Genomic DNA, 21,951 nt, shown 5'->3' with positions numbered 1-21,951 from the left:
CTATGGCGTAACTCACACGGCAGAGATCATCAGCGCCCGACACCTTGTTGAGATTGAAACTCGTTGATGATCCGTTCAGTTGCAGGTCTCGTTAGACCTCCGGTAAGCAAAGAAGACACGAGAGGATCAATCGATGAAGTTTGTTCAATATGTTATGACGACGGTTTTGGCAATGGGTCTTCTTGCGACCCATCTTGTAGCCGCCCCGACACCGGCAAGCCAACGCGGTACGATTGAAGGGCGAATCGTCGACGCCGAAACCAAGGACATCTTGATCGGCAGCAGTATTGCCATTGTCGGCGGTCTGACCGGAACCCGGAGTGACGTCGAAGGCGACTTCAGCCTGTCAAGACTTGATCCCGGAACCTATGCGCTGAAAGTCAGCCATATTGGTTACGAGCCTAGGCAGTATGACGATCTTGTCGTGACGGCAGGGGAAACTCTACGCCTTGATTTTGAACTGACACCCAAGCCGATTTCGGTCAAGAACATCGTTGTGTCACCAAGCAGGTTTGCGATAATGGAGACGACGCCGAGCGTGCAGCAGTCTCTTTCGCGCAAGGATATCGAATCGATGCCGCAGTTTGGTGACGATATTTATCGGGCCGTGCGTCGTCTGCCGGGCACCTCCTCAAACGACTACTCGGCCAAGTTCACCGTGCGAGGCGGTCAGCACGACGAAGTGCTGGTCCTTCTGGACGGCATGGAGCTGTACGAGCCGTTTCATCTAAAAGACATTGACGGCGGTGCCCTGAGTATTATCGACGTTGCATCTATCGAAGGGATCGACCTGATGACCGGTGGTTTCACGGCCCCCTACGGCGATCGGATGAGCGGCGTGTTCGATATGAAATCGAAACGTCCGCCGGTCAATGAACGAAAGTACTCGTTTGGCATCAGTTTCATGAATGCCCGCGCTATGTCGCACGGCAGCTTTGCAGAGAACAAGGGTTCCTGGCTGTTCTCGGCGCGACGTGGGTATCTCGACCTGATAATGGATATGGTCGACCCGGAGAGCAAGTTCAGACCCAAATACTACGATGCATTCGGCAAGTTGCAGTACCAACTCAGCCCGTCCCATGTTTTGTCGGCCCATGTTCTGCACGCCGGTGACGATCTGTACATGGTCGACGATGAGGACGGTGAAGCGGATACGGTCGATACCAAGTACGACAATTCCTATTTATGGCTGACACTGCACTCATCGCTCAAGCCGCAGTTAACGGCGCGTACTATCGCCTCGATGGGAGTGGTATCCAACCAGCGCAAGGGCGCCTCCACCAATCAAGATTTGTCGTTCGATGGAGCGGCTCACGACGAACGAGAATTCGACTTTGTCGGTATCAAACAGGATTGGGAGTATGAGCTGTCCAATCGTGTCTTATTCAAGGCCGGGGTCGATTTTCGCAGTCTGGATGCATCGTATGACTATTTCGCTGCAGAAGACCAGCTCTTTGTAGATGAGACGGGTCAGATCGAAGAACGAATCGATAGCACCGAGGTGGTAATGGAATCATCGGGTGAACGTATCGGTGGATACCTGGCCAACCGATTCAGGCTGTTCCCTCAATTGACTACCGAACTGGGCGTCCGGTACGACCATGTCTCATATTCCGGCGATGACAATTTTAGTCCGCGTGTCAACGCTGTTTACACGCTTGGCGAACGTACCAGTCTCCGGGGGGGCTGGGGACAGTACTACCAAAGCCAGCGGATTCATTCTATCGCCCTGGAAGACGGCGAGGACGACTTCTTCCCGGCCCAGAAAGCGGTGCACTGGGCGCTCGGACTTGAGCATCAGTATGAAAACGGACTGCACCTGCGGCTTGACGCCTACCACAAGCGCTACTCCGAGTTGAGACCGCGCCATCTGAATTTCCTGGGTGATCTCGAACTGTTCGGTGAGTTGGAAGAGGATCGTATCTCTGTGATGCGCGACGGCACGACGGCAAAGGGGATCGAGCTCTATCTGAGAAAAGAATCCAGCGGCAAGTTCACCTGGTGGGCCAGCTATGCACTTTCGTGGGTAGAAGATGATGTCTCCAATGTGCTTTTGACGAACCCGAATCACGTTGATATGTCCTCGGGACCGACAAGTGTCCCCATAAACCAAACTCTTGCCGGCCCGTCCGATCAGCGTCACACGATCTACTTTGACGCCAACTACAGGCCGAACCACAAGTGGCAGATGAACCTTGCCTGGAACTATCACACCGGTTGGCCGTTTACACCCGCCGTCGTGAAGGAAGTTGCAACAATCGATGGAACCTACTACGACTTTGACGCGGGTAAACCGTACTCCGAGCGTTATCCTGCTTTTAGCCGTGTTGATTTGCGAATTAATCGGTATTTCAACACATCGCGAGGCCAGATCACGCTCTTTGCGGAGGTCATCAATTTGCTGAATCAAAAGAACGTCCGGCACTACACTTACAACCGCCAGTGGAACGGAAGAAGTATGCGCCTGACTCGTAACGAAGAGCATTGGTTTAAGATAATGCCTTCGATCGGCGTGATGTACAGTTTCTAGACTCATAAACCGCTCGCATTCGGAAGGCGGGGTATATGTCCGGATGCGAGCGGAGAAGTTTTCCCAAACCAAATAGAATCTTTTTCCAAAGAGCGCTTCGGCGGCTCTTTAGCCGGCCGTGGTTCGCACAGTTATCACGCTGCAGAGTATGCACTTATGCATTGTGCAGCGCTTCGGCATCATCATTGCAATGACATGGTTCGACGCTGTTGGCAGGACGCCGACGACTTTAGGAAGGTTGCGTTGATAGGAAGGTAATGATGTTCAAAAAGATTCTACTCATAGTGGCCCTGATGATCGTGTTGGTGGCCCTAAACTGGTTTGAGCAACTGATAGCACAGGACCTCAACAGGCTTACGGACGAGCAGAGGTCAAAACTACTCGAAGAGTACCATCGAAAATCTGCATCAACCGGCAAAGTAGGGAACTACACATCACCGGTTGAGATCGATGGCGACCCAAGTCGCAGTTTTGACTATGAAAGCCCGGCCGAGTTGGTGCCTAACCAACCGGAAGTGAAGCCTGCGACTGTCGCATCGCTTAGACCGTTCGGCATTGAGTTCTTTGAGCGCACGGCGGAAACGTCGCCGCCGGCTGATGTCGCGTCGCTGGATGACTACGTCTTAGGACCCGGCGACAACCTGATCATCTTTCTGTGGGGTCGGGTGGAGAAAGAGTATAACCTGACCGTCGACCGCGAAGGCAAACTGTTCATTCCCACCGTGGGCGAGTTGACCGTTTGGGGTCTTACGCTCGGCCAGTTCACTCAGCGCGCGCAAAAGCGGTTCGGGAAAGTCTTTTCCGATTTCGAACTGACCTGTTCGCTCGGAAAGATTCGTTCCATCCGTATTTACATCACCGGCGAGGTTCAGAGACCGGGAGCATACACGGTGTCATCACTGGTTTCGTTGTTCAATGCTCTGTCGATGGCCGGGGGACCGAACGAGCGCGGGTCTATGCGCCTAATCAAGTTGATGAAACAAGGGAAAGCCAAGGCCATCGTCGATCTTTACCGACTTTTGTTGGAAGGTGACAATTCCACCGACGTTCGTTTGGAGTCCGGTGATGTGATCTTTGTCCCGGTGGCCGGGGCGCGTGTAGCCATCAAAGGTGAGATCAAGCGACCGGCCATCTATGAACTGAAGGGTGGCGAAACGGCTGAGGACCTTATCAATCTGGCCGGCCACGCCACCGCCGAAGCGTATTTGGAGCACGTCCTGCTGGAACGGGTTTCCGAGCACGATCAGTGGGAGGTGCTGGATCTGAATCTGAGCAACGACCCGGCCGAAGCTACTCACACGGTAGCCTTGCAGGATGGCGATCACATTACTATCAATTCGATATTCAACGCCAAAAAGAACCTGGTGGCCCTGTTTGGACTGGTCAAACATCCCGGTTATTACGAACGAAACGACTCTACTCGCGTTTCCGACGTCTTAGGCCAATCGAAATTGCAGCCCTACGATGTCTATATGGACCGAGCCGACCTCTTCCGCCGTCATCGTGACCGGCGGGTCGAGGTGATTGCGCTGGACTTGACAAAGGTGCTGAATGGCGACCCGGCTGTTGATATCCTGCTGGCCGATCATGATTCGATCCATGTTTATTCAATTGACGACGTTCGCCACCGCCGCCGCGTTTATATCGAGGGTGAGGTCAGCCGGCCCGGCTGGTATCCACTCTATGATGGTATGTCAGCCGACGATCTGGTCTTTCTGGCCGGTTCATATACGCGCTCGGCCGATCGCTCACAGGCGGAACTGGCTCGCATAGATTTGGCCGGCGGTGTGACTCTTGAGTATATTGACCTGGTACAGGACGCCAAGCGTCAAGCTGTAACGCTTCGGGAAGACGACCATCTGTTCATCAGACAGATACCGCGCTGGCAACAGGAGCGTTCGGTGAGAATCGAGGGCGAGGTTGTCTTTCCGGGAGAATACGTGCTGACCGAAAGGGGTGAGACGTTGTGCCAGATTCTAAACCGCGCCGGTGGTTACACACAGGCAGCCTTTCCCAAGGGATTGGTCCTGGAACGGCCTTCAATCGCCCAGGATTTGCAGCGCGCAAATCTACCATTACTCTTGGCACGATCCCAGCCCCTGGTGGTTGATAGTCTGGGTCGTCCGGAGAAACAGACAGAAATCGATTACGATCAGGGAGCCATGAAACGGATTATAATAGACACCGACAAGATTTCCAGCCTGGTCGAGTGTAACTCCAACATCGTGCTCAAGCCGAATGACCGCATCTACGTACCGACCATCCCGACCGGCGTGCCGGTTATCGGCGCCGTTGGCGCCAATGGGACAATCGGTTTTGAACGGGGTAAGAAAGCCAAACACTATATCAAGCGAGCCGGAGATTTCACCCGCCGCGCGGACAAGAGTGAGGTTCGCATTGTGCGAGCCGGCGGTGAGGTCTTGTCCGGGGGTGCGCTCGGCAAACGAGTGGAACTGGGCGACATGATTGTCGTTCCCACACGCATACAAAAAGATCGCAACTGGGGTAAGAGCATCGGCACCTGGCTGTCGGCAGCTACCGGTGTTCTGACCTCGGTTTATATCATCAGCAAGCTCTGATCAAACAAGATCACACGCATCTTATCTTACCTTCCTAAGGGCTGCCGCCTTCGCTGTTGCGGAGGCGGCGGTCTTATTTGCGGCGAAAGAAATGCCCATCAAGACAGGAATAAAGCTCCCCATGGCTGCGTTGATTGTTTCAGCGTCGGCCCGCTTCGCATTGTAATCACACTCCTTGTGTGTTGAAAGGCAATCGCTTACGCGCGCGGCCCAGTATCTGCGCGAACCGGCACAGAGCTTGCAATACCTGAGGGTGACAAGAACCCTTTGTGCACTGTAAAGTCATGGAAGACAAAAAACAGAGACACACGCAAGCGATCCTCAATCATCACGCCCCAGGTGAGCAGTTCTTGGCTCATCGATATCAAGCGCAAAAGAAAGCTCCCTTTCCGAAAGGACAGTACCTATGATAACGACTACCACCAGCAACAGTGTTCGTCTGGATCAGTTGACGGCCGACATCGCAAGAAAGCTGGCCGTCGATCCTCAGACGATCCTGCCGTTCGCCGACTACATTGACCTTCTGGGCGACCTGCTGACCCAGTTCGGCGGTCCCACGTCGCGCCTGGTCGCTGCCGGTCAGGTGACTTCGGAAGTAGCACAGGCGGCTGACCGCTCGCAGATTGAAATTGAGGAACGGCTGTCGCCGTCGCCGTTCTCCAGCCGTCCGCAGTCGGTGATAGAGGGCGTCAACGCCCGGTCCGACATCGTTTACATAGCCAATCCCAATCGAATTACCGGCGCTACTTACTCCTTGTCTAATCTCGAAGAGATAGCCAACGCCGTCCCTGAAGGAGCGCTGATTGTCGACGAATACTACTTCGACTACTACGGTGTGTCGGCGCTGCCGTTAACCGAGACACACTCCAATGTTATCGTGCTCAGGTCGTTCACCGCCGCCTTCTCGATCAACTCGGCCGATATCGGATTAGTGTTGGCCGGTCGTCCTGCCATTGAGAAGATCGCCCAGGCCCACAGCGGATCAGTGTTCACAAAGGCTCTCTGCCGCACTGTCGAATCGGTCCTGACCAACGAGGAGGCCGTGGTTAATCGCATGGCCGAAGTGCGTCAGGAATCGTTGCGTATCGCCCAGGCGCTGGATGCTTGCGGTCTGTTTTGTCGCACAACTCCCGCCGATTTTCTACTCATGCGTGTCGCCGACCCGAAATCATTCGGCAACGCCCTGGCTGCCGACAAAATCGCAGTGGACAATCTTCACGGCTATCCTCAAATGAAAAACTACGTTCGTTATCGCATCGAGTCTCCGTTGAACAACGATCACCTTATCAGGGCCGTACAGCGAATGATTCCGGATCACTTCCGCATGAAGCGTCCGGATGCCCGTCCGACCAAAACGCACCACGGCGAAGAGACAATTGTGCCGTCGCCGGTGCAAAGCAGACTGCAATCAGTCACGGAGACAAAGGCTTCAAACCGCCTGGAGGAGACGGTCGAGAACGAATAGCACCGACATTGATTAGACAGCTTGGAACTGATGAAAACTAAAGCCGGGAACAGCAGCGTCGATAACTATCCACAGGGCCGGCAGGCTCAGAGATGGGGAAATCCTTATAAAAGGCGGGCTGCTTATATGTTCTACTCACCTGCAGAATTATCACCAGAGTGGTGTCGGTCGACCCCGCCCGACACTCGCCTTCAAAAGCAATGGCCGTCAGGCGAGTCGCCTGACAGCACGATCCCCGGTCAAGGGGGAGCGCGGTGAAACGGTTTACCAAAAAGCTACTGTTGTCGATCCACGGCCAGATAGGCTCCGCTTTCCTTTCGGTATTGGCGCTGGTCGGTGCTTTGGTCCTGACCGAAACGTTGGGATCGAACTTCATCGAGATGGCAGCCATTTTGGTACTGATCCGTTTGGTATACCGGTTGACCAGGGGACCCAAGCCGGTGCTGACATCGGCCTCGATCCGCCGACGGTTAGGTGGTGTAATGGTGGATGAGTTGACAATCCTGTTGGCTTTGTCCGCATCTGCATTTATGCTCAACTGGGCTGTTACCAACCTGACCATGGGCGTGTATTTTGCCATAGATCTGCTTTTGCAGTCAACCGGCATGTTTCTGTCACGGGTCACGCTCGCCTACCTGAGGGAAAGAGCGCGCGTGAGCAAAACTCTCACCTTTGAGAAGCAGGCCGTCATTGTCGGCACCGGGCGTCAGGCCCAACGTTTAGCCGACCGGATTCTCGACTCCCCGGATGTCGACACGCTATTGATCGGTTTTTTGGATTATCACAAGGACTACCTATGGCGCTACCGCGACGTGCCGTTGATCGGTCGACCCGAAGCACTGGAGAAATTGATAGCTACCTGTCAAATCGACGCTCTGATTGTCGCCGTGGAACCGCCCGATCTGTTGCGCACGCGCCCACTGTTTGAGTTGGCTGAGCGTATGGGTGTCACTATCTGTTTCCTGCCGGAACCGTTCCGGCCGAAAGTGGCCAGAATGCGTCCCGGCTTCATGTGCGGATTGCCGACAGTGGTCTATCGAGCCGTACCTGAGGATCAGTCTCTCCTTTTGGTAAAAGCTCTGGTTGACCGTATTGGTGCCTTGGTCGGGTTGTTACTGGCCGCGCCGCTGATGCTGGCTACAGCTATGGCAATCAAACTGGAAAGCCGCGGACCGGTTTTTTTCCGTCAGGAACGCTCCGGCTTGAACGGCAAGACATTCAAGCTGTTCAAATTTCGCACTATGTGTGCCGACGCCGAAGAAAAGAAAGATACCTTGAAGGAGCAAAACGAAATGAGCGGCCCGGTCTTCAAGATAGCGCGTGATCCTCGGATTACAAAGATCGGACGAATCCTGCGCAAGTACTCGATCGATGAAGTACCGCAGTTCTTCAACGTTTTGCGCGGCGAGATGTCGCTGGTGGGACCACGCCCGCCCCTGCCCAGGGAAGTGGCCGAGTACGACCCCTGGCAACATCGCAAACTCTCAGTGAAACCGGGCGTGACTTGTTTGTGGCAGGTCAACGGTCGCAACCAGATCGATTTCGAAGACTGGATGCGGCTCGACCTGGAGTATATCGATCATTGGTCGCTATGGCTCGATGCCAAGATACTGGCCAGAACCATTCCGGCGGTGATCAAGGGTTCCGGTACCTGAGCGGTCATTCCAGACCGTCGGGACGGCTGCCCCGGCCTACTCGAAGCATAGGATGCTGTTATGAATCGTTCAATGATCTACAGAATATTGCTGGCCCTGCTGTTCCTGGTTTTTGCTACAGGCTCGGTCGGCGCAGAGTTGCTCCCATTAGGCGGCCCCGAACAGGGATTCCTGTACGAGCGCTTTCAACGTCTCGATGCCCTCAACCTGGATCGGTACGATTTTCAGTTGGGACCTTATACCTTGGATCGGGACGATCTCATGCTGGGTCCGCTGTCTCCTTTGAAAGATATCCCTCAGCGGAGTTTACGCCTCTCCGCCTTCGCTTTGGAGAATTTCCGCAGTATAAAAGAGTCATCGGCCATCAGCCTGGAATCTTTTCGCGGCGCCGTGGCTGCACGTCCGACCGACCGTTTGTTCGTATATGGCAATTTCGTTTTGGATGAAGCCAGAGCGCAGGATGAAACGTACACCGGGAAGAAATGGCGCGGTTTTGCGGGCGGCGTCGAAAACGCTTTCGCCCAGTTTAACACGCAACGATTCAAACTCACGGTTGGTCGCTTTGCATCGTTCTGGGGCTTGCCCAACTCGCTGGTGCTGTCATCGAATGTCAGCCTGGACGGTTTGGCGTACCGTGTCAAATGGGGTCGGCTCACCTTGTCATACCGGCTGGCTCGGCTTGACGGCATGAATCCGGATCAGGACAGCACGGCCCAGTTTGAAAACCGGTATTTCGCCGGTCACCGTCTGGACATCCATCTGCACAAGCGACTGCGTGTTGGCCTGTTCGAGACGATAGTGTTCGGCGGCGCCGGTCGACAGCTCGATTTCTACTATCTCAACCCGCTGATCTTCTTTCATGGATCGCAACTTAACGAAGGGGCCAACGACAACAGCATGATCGGCCTCGATTTCACCTTCAAACCGAAAGTCGGCTATAAGCTGTATGGCCAACTCCTCATCGACGACTTCCAGATCGACAGCCGGGAGCAGCAGGATCAGGAACCTGACGAGATAGGCCTCATCCTGGGGACACATCTTGTCGACCTGATGCCGTCGCTCGACCTCCAACTTGAGTACAGTAAGGTCACCAACCGAACCTTCAACCAGATGCATGAACGCAACCGTTATCTCTATCATGGACAGTTACTGGGCGGGGCGTTGGGTAATGATTACGATCACTGGTCGATCAATCTGACCCGGTGGTTCGGTGAGCAGATCGCATTGTCGGCAACAATCGATATCCACCGGCAGGGCGAGGGTCGGGTCTCGGACGAATGGAGCAGCCCCTGGATGGAGATTGAAGGGACATACACAGAATCGTTCCCCACCGGCGTTGTCGAAAGCAGCCGCTTGTTCGCAGTCGGAGGGCGAGGCTTTGTGGGCAACAACTTTTTCGTGCATATCACCGCTGGTCTGGATTGGAGGAAGAACTTCGAGCACATCGAGGGTGAGAACCAAAACCGACCTTTCATCAGCATTCAGCTATCGTCGTTTATCTTCACCACCGTCGGCGTAGACTGAGTCTTGGGTAATTCGGACCAATTTTCTCCACAAATCGTAAAGCATAGTTTGACTTAGGGTTACCATCGCGTCGTGGTCGGCGGAAGGCTTGCCGCAGCGTCCGGTGGGGAACATCGATGGTGGCTTGATTGTTATCCGTCCAGTCGGATGAAGCGAACAAGCAACAACCAAAGGAGTCCAACCGTGAGAAAGAGTCTGACCATTCTAAGCGCAGTATTGCTGGTTGCGGCCGCAGGCGCACAGGCCTGTGATGACCAGGGAGCCACAAAAACAGCAGCCGTTACAACCGAGGCTGCCCATAAGACTTTTGACGGCACCCTCGTCTGTATGGGCTGTGACCTGAAGAAAGCGGAAGGAGCCCGCGCCTCTTGCTCTGCCTTCGGTCACAAACATGCTGTAAAAACGGCCGACGGCATCTATGTCAACCTGCTTGAAAACCAGTATTCGAAAGATCTGCTGGCCGGGGACAAGTATCACAACAAGCTTGTCAAGGTTCATGGTGTCTATCATGCCACGGCCAACCAGCTTGACGTTGAAACATTCACCGTCGACGGAAAGCAAAAAGGCTGGTGCGACGGCTGCAAGTCAATGGACGGATGCGGTTACGCTTCCAAAGGTTCGACCGGCAAGTAGATAGTATTGTGAAACAACACTCCGCTTGGTAATAGCATAAAGTGAAAAACCGCTCGGTGTCCGGACCGGGCGGTTTTGCTTGTTCAAATCTACACCTGAAAGATGTCCAAAGAATGAAGATAGATGAGAGGTCCCCAAATCTAAACACCAGCAAGGGTTTCAGTCGCTCAATGGGTATGAACAAGATCTGCTCCCTGCCGGCTCGCACGGTTGGTGCTTTGCTTCTCGGGGTTATGATCACAGGTACTGCCGCGTGCCGCTCGCAGGAGGATGCCAAAATGGAACAGGCCGAACAAACCGAACACAAACATACCAACTACTTGATCGACGAAAACTCTCCATACCTCTTGTCGCACGCTCACAATCCGGTGAACTGGTATCCATGGGGCGACGAGGCGCTGAAGCGGGCGCGTGAAGAAAACAAACCGATCTTTCTGTCCATCGGCTATGCCGCCTGTCACTGGTGTCATGTAATGGAACGAGAGTCGTTCGAGGATGAGACGGTCGCGGCCCTTCTCAACGAACACTTTGTCAGTATCAAGGTGGATCGGGAACAGCGGCCGGACCTTGATCGTATCTACATGGCTTTCACCACAGCGATCAGCGGGAGCGGTGGATGGCCGATGTCGGTATGGCTGACACCCGAGTTGAAACCATTCTACGCCGGTACTTACTTTCCCTCTGAGGCCAGGTATGGGCGGCCGTCTTTTATGGACCTCCTCACTCAGATAGCAACCGCCTACCGCGATAACCCCAAGGGGATTGCCGACCAGGCAAGCCAGGTGTTTGTTCAGGTCTCGCAACGTTTTGAGACCCGCCTGACCAAGAGCAATTTAAGCCGTGAAATGCTTAAGTCGGCGGTGCAGAATCTTCGTGGCAACTTCGATGACATGTACGGTGGCTTTGGTGATCGCCCGAAGTTTCCACACGCGATGGAACTATCACTTTTCCTGCGTCACTTTCAGCACTCGGGCGATTCGGTCTATCTGACAGATGCTCAAAAGGCTCTGGACGGAATGGCCAACGGCGGTATTTTCGACCATCTGGGCGGCGGCTTTGCGCGCTACAGCACGGATCGAGCCTGGCTGGTACCGCACTTTGAGAAAATGCTGTATGACAACGGCCTGCTGGTGCCGCTTTATGTCGACGCCTATCAAATCACCGGCGAAGAGAGGTATCTCGATATCGTTCGGCGCAGTTTGGACTGGCTGCTCAGGGAGATGGTCGATGACAACGGCGGTATCTACTCCACCCTCGATGCCGACAGCGAGGGGGAGGAAGGGAAGTTCTATGTCTGGAGCGAAAGAGAAATCGTAAACGTGCTCGGTAAAGAGGACGCGGCGTTGTTCAATCGCTTCTACAATGTTACCGTTGGCGGCAATTTCGAAGGTCATAACATTTTGAACATAGATCCAAACTCCCGCAAGGTAAGAGAAGGATCGGATCGCGAAGACTTTGACAGTTTCCTTAGCGACTGTCGGGCTAAACTGTTCAAAGCGCGCAGCAAGAGAGTACGCCCGCTGACCGATGATAAAATCCTGACTTCGTGGAACGGACTGGGCTTGACGGCGCTGTGCAAAGGGTATCAAGTCACCGGTGACAAGAGATACCTTGAAGCAGCCCTGAAAAACGCAGATTTCGTGCAGGAGCAACTCTATCGGAGTGGGAAGCTGACACATTCGTTTCGTGAGGGACGTCGCTCGGATGGAGAGTTTTTGGAAGATTACGCATACTACACTCAGGGCCTGCTGAATCTGTACGAATCCGACCCCTCGGGCAATGGACGGTGGCTTGAGTTCGCTAAGGAACTAACCACCAACGCCGTTGAGTTGTTTATGGATGACTCAGGCGTCTTTTACCTCCGGCCGGCCAATGCCGACGATCTGATCGTCCGTCCTCGAAGTGAGCATGATGAGTCGGTCCCCGCACCTGCATCTATTATGGCCTCCAATCTGCTCAGGCTCAACCGCCTGACCGACGAACATTCGTTTTTCGATGCCGGACAAAAGGCGCTTGATGCTCTGTCCGGCAGGATGAAAGCCAGTCCCGGCAGTATGTCTTCGGCCATGATCGCACTGGACTATTATCTCTCCGACAAGATTGAAATCGTGCTGGTTGGTGAAGGCGAGGTTCGTAATGCGATGCTCGAGGAACTGTATTCAAGCTACCTGCCGAATCGCATCATTGCCATCGGCACGAATTCCACCGGGTCCGGTCCCACGCCACTTTTTGAGGGGCGCCGTTCTGAAAACGGCGAGGTCAAGGCTTATGTTTGCCGTAATTCTGTCTGCAAACTCCCGGTTTCCTCGGTAGCCGAATTACGGGCGCAGTTGCAGGGGATTTAGCAAGGTGCATCGATGGGCGGCAGACATCCTCCTCCGCCCCTTTCCAGTCCCAAACGAGGTTTGAAACGGCCACCCAGAGTCGGGACCACCAAGGGTGACCGACCTATGGGAACTGCCCTATTTCCGTCCCAAACTAAGGAGGATGTGTCATAAATAGCGTTTCGCAGGGTCCTGATCTCGACGCAGTCGGGATTGTGACCCTGCGACTTGTGCGCGGCAGACGTCCTCGTCTGCTGCTGTGCTTTGACTGCGCTCAGCATGACATCCGCGTGGCGCACGAGGACGCAGAGCGCACACGAGACCTGCCGAAAGTAGTGGGTTGGAAAGTGGACCCATTTTTTCTTTACCACTTGACAACTGGGGAGCGTTTCGGTATACTCAAATTACTAAAAGGACTACTCCTTGTTTGCGAAACCATCGAATGGGTTCGGCAAATATGGCCGACTGCCTTACCGACTTCTCCGCCTTTGGGAGGCGGATGACGTGGAACGTCAAAGCTCAGACGTAAACCGCACACCACTTGCTGTACACACCCGACGTCGGATGCAGATCAACTCAGCTACCTTGTGGCTGAAAGGACGCGTATCGCGAATCAGTATGATCACAACCGACCCTTAAACAGGAATGGAGGCTTGTCATGAGCAAACCTTTAATGGTGTACACCAAGAACTTCAAGAAGACCAAGAAGGAAGTCGAGGAAAAAGGCGGTCGCATCCTGCACCGATTGGGAGACAGCGTATCAATCGTGGAACTTCCCAAGCCCCATAAACTCCGTGACCTCAGCACCCACGACACAAAGGTGCAACAATTTCTCGATGAGCAGCAGAAGCTCATTGCCAAGGCCTGGAAAGCCACCCATGCCTGCAAAGGCACCGAACTTGAAAGCCTGATGACAAGGTCGACAAGGGAGGGCGCCAAATGGGATTCGCAAGATTTCAAGTCTCCCCGCCACCATGATGCCGGTCGCGGGCTCAAACTAAAAGGCCGAGGCGCAGCGACCATGGCATCGATGTCCACCGGCACCGGTACTAGTCTCTATATGACCGATTCTGTTGCGGTCGGCGTAGTTGTCGTTGGCGGCGACAGTTGGCACAGGATCCCGGGCGGGCTCAAGCATGTATCAGTGGCTGCCGACGGCACGACCTGGGGAGTCAACTCCAAAGACTATATCTATCGGCGCGTTGGTAATAGTTGGGAGAGGATTCCCGGCGGCCTGAAACAGATCTCGGTTGGCAGTTCGACCCAAATCTGGGGAGTCAACTCTAAAGATTATATTTATCGGCGCGTTGGCAATAGATGGGAGAGGATTCCCGGCGGGCTCAAATATGTATCGGTGGCCGCCGACGGCACGGTCTGGGGTGTCAATTCCAAAAACTACATTTACCGACGCGTTGGTAATAGTTGGGAGAGGATTCCCGGCGGCCTGAAACAGATCTCCGTTGGTAGCTCGACCCAAGTCTGGGGTGTCAACTCTAAAGACTATATTTATCAGCGCGTTGGTAGTAGATGGGTGAGGATTTCCGGCGGGCTCAAACATGTATCGGTGGCCAAGGACGGCACTGTCTGGGGTGTCAACTCCAACGACAATATCTATCGCCGTGCGGGCAATTCGTGGCAGCGGGTACCCGGCGGACTCAAGCAGGTCTCCGCGGGAACGGTCAACAATATCTGGGGTGTCAACTCTAGAGATTATATCTACTCAGGGTCGAGCGCTTCCGGATTGAGTATCAGTTCGGCCCAATACCAGAAGATCATAGCCGAGGTAATTGAAGGATTGAACTTCCTGGCCAATGTCAATCCCCTCGCTAACGTCTCATTTCACTACGACTTGAACTTCGTCACAGTCGACGCTGTACCCGGGCCGGACCCCAACATCTCAGGCGCCTATGCCAAATACGAAGATCCGTGGCGTAACGCAGCTATGAAGAAGCTGGGTTACTCGGCGAATTACCAGGGTGTGGTAGACTATGTCAACGCATTGAAGCAGAAACTGAGCACCAACTGGGCCTATGCGGCTTTCTTCACGCAGTATCCTCTCAACCATTTTGCTTATGCCGGTGGCGTTAGAACAGTAATGGACTATGATAACGATGGCTGGGGACCCGATTCCATCAACCGCGTTTTCGCCCACGAGACATGCCATATCTTTGGCGCCGCGGACGAGTATGGTTCGTGCGGATGCGGCAACAGCGGCTATTATGGGATTCCGAATAAGAACTGCGTAAACTGCACCAGTAACCAAGCAGCTTGTCTCATGGATGCCAACGTTCTGTCGCTCTGTGGTTGGAGCCGAGGTCAAATCGGCTGGAGCTTCTGGGAGCAGATCCCGGGCGGGCTCAAGCATGTATCAGTGGCTGCCGACGGCACGACCTGGGGAGTCAACTCCAAAGACTATATCTATCGGCGCGTTGGTAATAGTTGGGAGAGGATTCCCGGCGGCCTGAAACAGATCTCGGTTGGCAGTTCGACCCAAATCTGGGGAGTCAACTCTAAAGATTATATTTATCGGCGCGTTGGCAATAGATGGGAGAGGATTCCCGGCGGGCTCAAATATGTATCGGTGGCCGCCGACGGCACGGTCTGGGGTGTCAATTCCAAAAACTACATTTACCGACGCGTTGGTAATAGTTGGGAGAGGATTCCCGGCGGCCTGAAACAGATCTCCGTTGGTAGCTCGACCCAAGTCTGGGGTGTCAACTCTAAAGACTATATTTATCAGCGCGTTGGTAGTAGATGGGTGAGGATTTCCGGCGGGCTCAAACATGTATCGGTGGCCAAGGACGGCACTGTCTGGGGTGTCAACTCTAGCGACTATATCTATCGCCGTGCGGGCAATTCGTGGCAGCGGGTCTCCGGCGGACTCAAGCAGGTTTCCGCCGGTGCCAGTGATAAGGTGTGGGGCGTCAACGTGAATGACAACATTTACAGACGAAAGGTACTGGCCACACCATGAGAAGTCGATGCTCAAAACACCTCTGTCACCCGGGAGTTCTGTGATGACTCGTGACCTGTTATTGTTCACTTCAGACTTCGACGCCGCCAAGGCCGAAGTCGAATCCATGGGCGGTGCTGTCACTCAGCAGTTTGGTCGCTGTGTATTTGTAGCGCGGATACCTGAAGATTTGGCGGTGGATAGCCTGACCATGGCCGGCACGGAGATGCCGGAAGGTCTCGATGACGCATCGCGTCTTGCGGTGGACGCCTGGAAAAACAAAGGTGAGAAATTCGATGACTCGGAGGCGAATAAGCACGAGGGCCGCAAATGGGATGCGCCCGGGTATGAGCCTCCCTGAGATATAGGTGGCGAGGTCTGACATCGCTCGTCGCCTTAGCAGATTCTGATTCTAACGTTTCCGGACCCCAACCACGGGGCAGACCTACCGGTCTGCCCCCGTCGGGACATACAGACTTCAACTCTGCTCACCCCTCGACTCCGCTCGGGGTGATATCGATAAATCGGTTTTTCGTCCTTAGGGCGTTGTCGAACCCAACCTTGACCTCTGACACATACGCCAGTTTTTACTATTCCCTTTACCTGCTTTGGGCCATATCTTGGATCGAATCGCAAGGCTGTGCGGTCGCATCTTGACCACCGGCGTTTTATGTGCTGCCAGGCGACTCGCCTGACGGCCATGAAATTGAGGATGAGATTGACCTGGCTACCACGGAAACCGGAGTGCAAGCGCGCGAAGCGCGAGAATCAGGTTTACCTGTGTCGGGCGGGGTCGCCCAACACCACCGGCGAACCAATAAACCCACCCGTTGGGTGGGGTACCTGTCGTGACCACCAACGTATAACGACAAAGGAGATCACATGTACACAAGATACCTGTCTACCATAGTTATTACGATTCTGTCAATCGCCGCTTCGGCGGCCGGCCAAAGTGAACGGATCAGCCTGTACGATTTTGCCGCAGCCTACCCGCAATCAATGCCGACATTCGTCGGCGATGGTAACGCTCCCATGCTGCAAAGAGAAACCATCGTGGCCATAGACCTTCAGATCGATGCCGACGGCGTGGTGTCGAATGTCCTGACCGCCCCAACCGCTCATGCCCGCCTGGCCAAGTACATCGATCCATACCTGAAGCAGATTAAGTTCGCACCGGCAAAGTTGAATGACCAAGAGGTGTCGTCCACGCTACCCGTGGAGGTGCTTCTCTGGCCGGGGGATCGTTGGCCGATATTCACTTTTCCTGTGGATTCGCTCGGCCATCTTAACAACCGACGATTGTATGATCACTGTCTTGAACAAAACGACATCACACAGCCCAGGGTGACACGGTTCGGATCATATTACGCTACGCCCAACGTGGACACCACGGCAGGATCGTATCGTTATGTTCTGTTCGCAATCGATCTGGACGCAACGGGCGCCGTCCTTGAAAGACGCATAGTGAGAAGTACTTATCCCGTATTCGATGAACAGGTGCTGACGGCTATATTGTGGAGCGAGTTCGCTCCGGCCAGTGTAAAAGGTCGGTCGATCCCGTCCAGCCTGTATCTGTTGGTTTCCTTCTTTGGTCCGGAGGCTTATCCAACCCCGGTTTGGCCTCCGAATCCGGACAGTACATCGAACCCTCTTGAGTTTCTCAGACTACGGTCCTTTGCCGACCAGTCCGGTCTTATGTCTCTGCCTCTTCCGCAACGCCTGCCTTCCTATATCTATCCGCTGGGGGCGGACCCGGTGCTTCATCGGGATACTGTTTCGGCCCGTGTTCAAATTGACACTCTGGGGCAATGTCGTTTTATGGGCTCGGAGCAGACAAACTCGGAGATTCGCTCCGTTCTCGGCCGGATAGTGCCCAAAATCAAGTTTTTCCCGGCCCTGGATTTTCAAGGTCGAGCCCAAAACTACTCGGGCCGGGCCGTTTTCGAGTTTACCGGTGAAGCCAATGTACGAGTTCATTGTGCCTGGCTGCGTTGAGCCGTAGGCCCCCGCCCTTCATGGTAACCTGTTGTGGTGCATCTATATAACTGTGTCAAATGTGCGCCGCCAGCCTTCCGGGTCGACGCATAATCTGCGTCGGTTGACTCTGCACTTTTTCTCGCCAGATTCTCTTTCCTTGTAAGCTCGTGCCTTACAACAACTAAACGATGCGTCACAGGCTTGGCTAGCCTAACCGGCACAGTAATTGTCTTATCAGACGGTCATATAGCGGTTTTTGAGCCGCCTGGATGAATGGGAAGAGAACGTAGGTTCGATTGTATAAGGCGAAGGAGAAGTGTTGTGATTAAACGAGCGACACGCGCTATGAACGTAGCGTCAGGAGTAATTGTTTTGGCAAGTGGAATATACATCGACTACTCGTTTGCCGACCTATTAGGGCTTGAGACCCGGGCTCTAATCGGTATTTTGGCGACTCTTTATGCCTTGGTGCGGCTGGTTCCCTGGGTGAAAAACATGCAGCGAATGGGACGTCGCACGACCCCATGACCGCCTCGAAATATTCCCTTGACTTTAACGACATATCCTGTATTTTGGCCCCTTATTTTGGGATTCTTCGTATGAGGGTTCTTGATTTGTACATTACGCCTCGGAATTGGCGCCTATCTGTTCTCGCGACCGCGTTGATCATTGTGTTCGGCGCTACGGTCGCATACTCGGCTGATGATTTGAAGCCGAACATTGTCGAAGCTCTGGACGCGGCCGACACGGTCAAGGCGATGGAGTTGTTGGAAGCCGAGATCGGACTTGATCCGGGCTACCACATGAATTACAACCAACTGGGCAAGATATATTATGAACGCCGCCAGTTTGGTCCGGCCAGGGACAATTTCCAGTTAGCCGTCCAGAAGAAAAAGAAACATTGGGAGTCTCTTTATCTCCTGGGTCGATGTCAATTGGAGCTGGGCGAGATTGACGAGGCCGAAAAAACTATGAGCGACGGCCGCAAGCGCGCACGCAAGTTCGACGTTGCACAGTTTGATAACGGCTTTGGCCTGGTGATGATGGCTCGCGAACGGTTCTCCGATGCCGACTTGGCCTTCCGGGCTGCGCTCATTCTCGATTCAAGCAACGCCGAGTATCACCTCCATCTTGGTGATGCCAATTTTTATCAGGGCATCCCTTCTCTGGCCATCAGCGAATACGAGTTGGCCCTGCAAGTCGACACGGCATCGTTGGAGGTGTATTACCATTGGGCGGAAGCTTGTCTTGAGATGAGAGACTACACTTGTGCCATCGATAAGCTTAAGGTGGTTCTCCAAAAGGATAGCACCCACGCCCCGGCCTGGATGCGTGCCGGAGGTATTTATTTCAAGGCAGCCATGTCGATCAGTACGCGGGATGAACGCAAAGCCCGGTTCATGGAAGCCATCGGCGCCTACCAGCGTTATCTGGAATTGTCCGAAGTTAAACCGGACACGGCCAATGTTCGCGTCTATTTCGAGATTGCCATGGGCTATGTTAACGTCGGTGGCGCCGAGCAAGCGGTGAAGTATTTTGAAGATGTTCTGTCGATTCCCTATGTGCCCAGAGATATATATTTTCAATACGGCAAAGCGCTCTGGGGCGTGCAGGATTTTGTCAAGAGTGGCGAGGCTCTTCAGAAACATCTGACATGGCTGGAAGACCCCGACAACGCCGAAGCCACAAGGATCAAGCCGGTCGAACTATACCAATATCTGGGCGACGCTTACTACTACCGCAAGGACAAGGACTTCTACAGCGCCATCAAGTACTACAGTCTTTCGCTGGATGAACGTCCCGACCAAAAACGACTTCTGTATAATGTCGCGGTTTCCTATCACAATGAGAAACAATACGCGCAGGCCCTCGATTACTATCAGCGGCGAATCGACATGGGTATCGATACCTCCAAGAACGCCGGTATCTACAAAAACGCCGGCTATTGCGCCCTGAACATCGCCAACCAGGACGGTTCGGACGACGAGGAGAGCCTCGAAGAAGAGGACATGGAAGAACCAGTCGACTCAGGGATAGACCCTAATCTCAATTATTACGAGGTAGCTGTCGGCTACATGGAACAGTATCTGGCCATCAAGCCGGAAGAGGTCAAGACCATTCTTTTGGTGGCCAACACCTATCTTTATCAGTTGTCCGACTGCGAAAACGGTGTTAAGTACTTCAAACGTTTGTTGGAGGTAGAGCCCAACAATTGTGACGCCAAGAAGGCTTTGGGATATGCCTATTTTGGCGGCGTGTGTACCAAGAACTATTCAAAGGCGTTGACCCATCTGCTGAGTGCGCAACAGTGCCTGGCAGCAACCGACGGCGCCTGTAACGATGTAGATCTCATTGTGTGGATTGCCCAGTGTTACCATACCAGAGCGGCTGAAAACAGTTCAGACAAGGCAGCGTCCTCAGATGACTTTCAGAAAGCCAATCAATGGTACACCAAGTGTCTGAACTGCGAACCGGGTAATCAGGTATGTAAGCAAGGACGTGACGACACCAGTTTCGAGTTTTAGCTCGTGGTGACCGTCGGTCAAACAGGAGTCTGAATGGCTGAAGACAACAAAAAGAAACCCTCGGCGAGCCGAATCAGCGAGCAACAACGGTATAGATATGTCGGCTTCGATGTCCATCCCGGACGCATCAAGGATCAGTTCAAGTCCGACACCGAACGAAAGAAGTTAGTCGAGCGGGTTCGCGAGAAACGTGACCATAGGAGTGACTTGGGTGCGTTGCGCGACGAATGTACGCTGCTCGAAGACCGCGTATCGTTCTCGGATCGAATCGTTTTGGCCGCGTCTTGTGTGGCCATGGTGGCGGCGCTGTTTCTCCCTTGGTATTCGGCCTACAACGAGACAATCGAAGAGTCACAGGTCGAGGCCGTGGCCGAAGTAGCTGACAGCAGTGTGGCCGACGACAGCCTGGCCACCGATTCAGCCGCCTTCGCCACCGAAGCCGCCACCGATGAACCAGGGGACACCACCGGCGCTGCTGGTCAGGTGGACGACGGAGCCGGGGTTGATGATGGTTACAGTGCAGCGCCCAAGGAGGAAGTGATTCACGGCTACGTTGCCAAAAAGAAAATCACCAAGGATTACTCGCGTTTGACCGGCTTGGGATCTTTGGCTGCTTTGGGTTCAGTTGGTGGACAGGTCTTTTCTTCAGGGATAGTCCTTATTTTGACCGGGTTAATATTCCTGGTTCTGACTTTGGCTAGCCTTTTGTTGCCGGCTTACACTCTGTTTGGTCTCTTCGGACTCAAGGGTACTGCCGACCAGAAGGCGCTGAAACTAAAATCGATTTTGAGATTGAACTGGGTACCGGTGCTGGTTTTCACGGTAGCGCTGGCCGCCTCATTTGTGGGTGGTGACTACAGTTTCGATGCGCCTGCTTTGTATCACAGTCTGGGTGACAGCTATGGACCCGGCGCGTTCATGGAGAGTCTCTCCTGGGGTGTTTTCGTAACCCTGGGAGCCTCGATAATGTTAGCTGTCAAAGGAATAGAAATTTAGGTTGGTCTGTTTTTGAGAGGATGAAAAGAAGTGGTTAAACAAACAATCTTTGTGACCCTGAATGCGCTGATAGCATTCGCAATCGGTTTCGGTCTGTGGTACGGTGTTTTCAGAACATCGGATAACCCAATTGTACACTCGATTTATCAGGGTGGCCCCCTGGTCGTGCTGTTGATTATGATCTTCATCATGTGTCTGGTATTTGTCGTCGAGCGCTACTTTTCGCTTTACGGCGTGGCCAAGGGCAAGAGCTCGGTGCAGGTTTTCTTTAAGAACCTGATCGGTGAAATCCAGAAGGACGATCTCGACGGTGCTATGGCTGCTTGTGACAAGCAGCGCGGTACCACCGCCAACGTGCTCAGAGCCGGTATTGATCGCTATCGCGAAGTCAAAGCTCAGTCTGATCTGGACGGCGAAAAGCGAATCCAACTGACCCAGTCGGCGATTGAAGAAGCCAATGCCCTGGAAGGACCGCTTTTGGAGCGCAACCTGATCGCTCTGTCGACAATTGCATCGATCGCTACCATGGTCGGTTTGTTGGGTACTACCATAGGCATGATCCGCGCCTTCGCCGCCACCGGTAACGTTGAGGGTGGTGTCATCGACGCTTCGGCGCTGGCCGTCGGTATTTCTGAGGCGTTGGTTAACACCGCCGGTGGCCTGGCGTCCGGTATTCTCGGTATTTTCTTCTACAACTTCTTCGTGAACAAAGTGGATGCCTTCAACTACACCACTGATGAAGCTACCTTTGAAGTCCTGCAGATTCTCAAAGAGAAGGAAGGGATCTAAT

Annotated in this window: 14 protein-coding genes; all 14 read left to right on the top strand. The window is 53.8% G+C overall.

All coding sequences use genetic code 11. The features are described from left to right. The first annotated feature begins 133 nt into the window (after positions 1-133). The 14 genes from OEV49_01950 to OEV49_01885 all read left to right on the top strand — a co-directional run bounded on the left by OEV49_01950 (position 134) and on the right by OEV49_01885 (position 21,950). The gene (locus OEV49_01950; protein MDH3889820.1) at positions 134-2,530 is read left to right on the top strand and encodes a TonB-dependent receptor; all 2,397 of its coding nucleotides are present in this window, start codon (positions 134-136) and stop codon (positions 2,528-2,530) included. A gap of 257 nt (positions 2,531-2,787) precedes the next feature. Next, positions 2,788-5,109 (top strand): SLBB domain-containing protein, encoded by a 2,322-nt coding sequence (locus tag OEV49_01945; GenBank protein MDH3889819.1) that lies wholly within the window; start codon positions 2,788-2,790, stop codon positions 5,107-5,109. A 406-nt stretch (positions 5,110-5,515) separates the two neighbouring features. Continuing rightward, entirely contained in the window at positions 5,516-6,574 is a 1,059-nt protein-coding gene (locus OEV49_01940; GenBank protein MDH3889818.1) for an aminotransferase class I/II-fold pyridoxal phosphate-dependent enzyme, read from the top strand. A 254-nt stretch (positions 6,575-6,828) separates the two neighbouring features. Beyond that, a complete protein-coding gene (locus OEV49_01935) occupies positions 6,829-8,229 on the top strand; it encodes a sugar transferase (protein ID MDH3889817.1) in 1,401 nt (466 codons plus the stop codon). Between the two features lie 60 nt (positions 8,230-8,289). Next, entirely contained in the window at positions 8,290-9,753 is a 1,464-nt protein-coding gene (locus OEV49_01930) for a capsule assembly Wzi family protein (GenBank protein MDH3889816.1), read from the top strand. A 183-nt stretch (positions 9,754-9,936) separates the two neighbouring features. Then, positions 9,937-10,386 carry a hypothetical protein gene (locus tag OEV49_01925; protein ID MDH3889815.1) on the top strand — a complete coding sequence of 150 codons (450 nt, stop codon included), beginning with the start codon at positions 9,937-9,939 and terminating at the stop codon, positions 10,384-10,386. Positions 10,387-10,664: 278 nt separating this feature from the next. Then, positions 10,665-12,731 (top strand): thioredoxin domain-containing protein, encoded by a 2,067-nt coding sequence (locus tag OEV49_01920; protein MDH3889814.1) that lies wholly within the window; start codon positions 10,665-10,667, stop codon positions 12,729-12,731. Positions 12,732-13,368: 637 nt separating this feature from the next. Beyond that, complete coding sequence (locus tag OEV49_01915) at positions 13,369-15,684, top strand: hypothetical protein (protein MDH3889813.1); 2,316 nt, start codon at positions 13,369-13,371, stop codon at positions 15,682-15,684. 7 nt (positions 15,685-15,691) lie between these two features. Next, a complete protein-coding gene (locus OEV49_01910; GenBank protein MDH3889812.1) occupies positions 15,692-16,024 on the top strand; it encodes a hypothetical protein in 333 nt (110 codons plus the stop codon). A gap of 521 nt (positions 16,025-16,545) precedes the next feature. Further along, positions 16,546-17,658, top strand: a complete 1,113-nt coding sequence (locus OEV49_01905; GenBank protein MDH3889811.1) for a hypothetical protein — start codon at positions 16,546-16,548, stop codon at positions 17,656-17,658. A 354-nt stretch (positions 17,659-18,012) separates the two neighbouring features. Next, on the top strand, positions 18,013-18,168 hold the full coding sequence (locus tag OEV49_01900; GenBank protein MDH3889810.1) for a hypothetical protein: 156 nt from the start codon (positions 18,013-18,015) through the stop codon (positions 18,166-18,168). A gap of 71 nt (positions 18,169-18,239) precedes the next feature. Continuing rightward, positions 18,240-20,165 (top strand): tetratricopeptide repeat protein, encoded by a 1,926-nt coding sequence (locus OEV49_01895; protein ID MDH3889809.1) that lies wholly within the window; start codon positions 18,240-18,242, stop codon positions 20,163-20,165. Between the two features lie 33 nt (positions 20,166-20,198). Further along, positions 20,199-21,161, top strand: a complete 963-nt coding sequence (locus OEV49_01890) for a hypothetical protein (GenBank protein ID MDH3889808.1) — start codon at positions 20,199-20,201, stop codon at positions 21,159-21,161. Positions 21,162-21,191: 30 nt separating this feature from the next. Then, a complete protein-coding gene (locus tag OEV49_01885) occupies positions 21,192-21,950 on the top strand; it encodes a MotA/TolQ/ExbB proton channel family protein (GenBank protein ID MDH3889807.1) in 759 nt (252 codons plus the stop codon). Position 21,951 lies beyond the last annotated feature (1 nt).

The organism is Candidatus Zixiibacteriota bacterium, from assembly GCA_029860345.1.
Classification (GTDB): Bacteria; Zixibacteria; MSB-5A5; order GN15; family FEB-12; genus JAJRTA01.
Note: the sequence above shows the minus strand (reverse complement) of the source record. Positions and strands in the feature narration are given on the sequence as shown.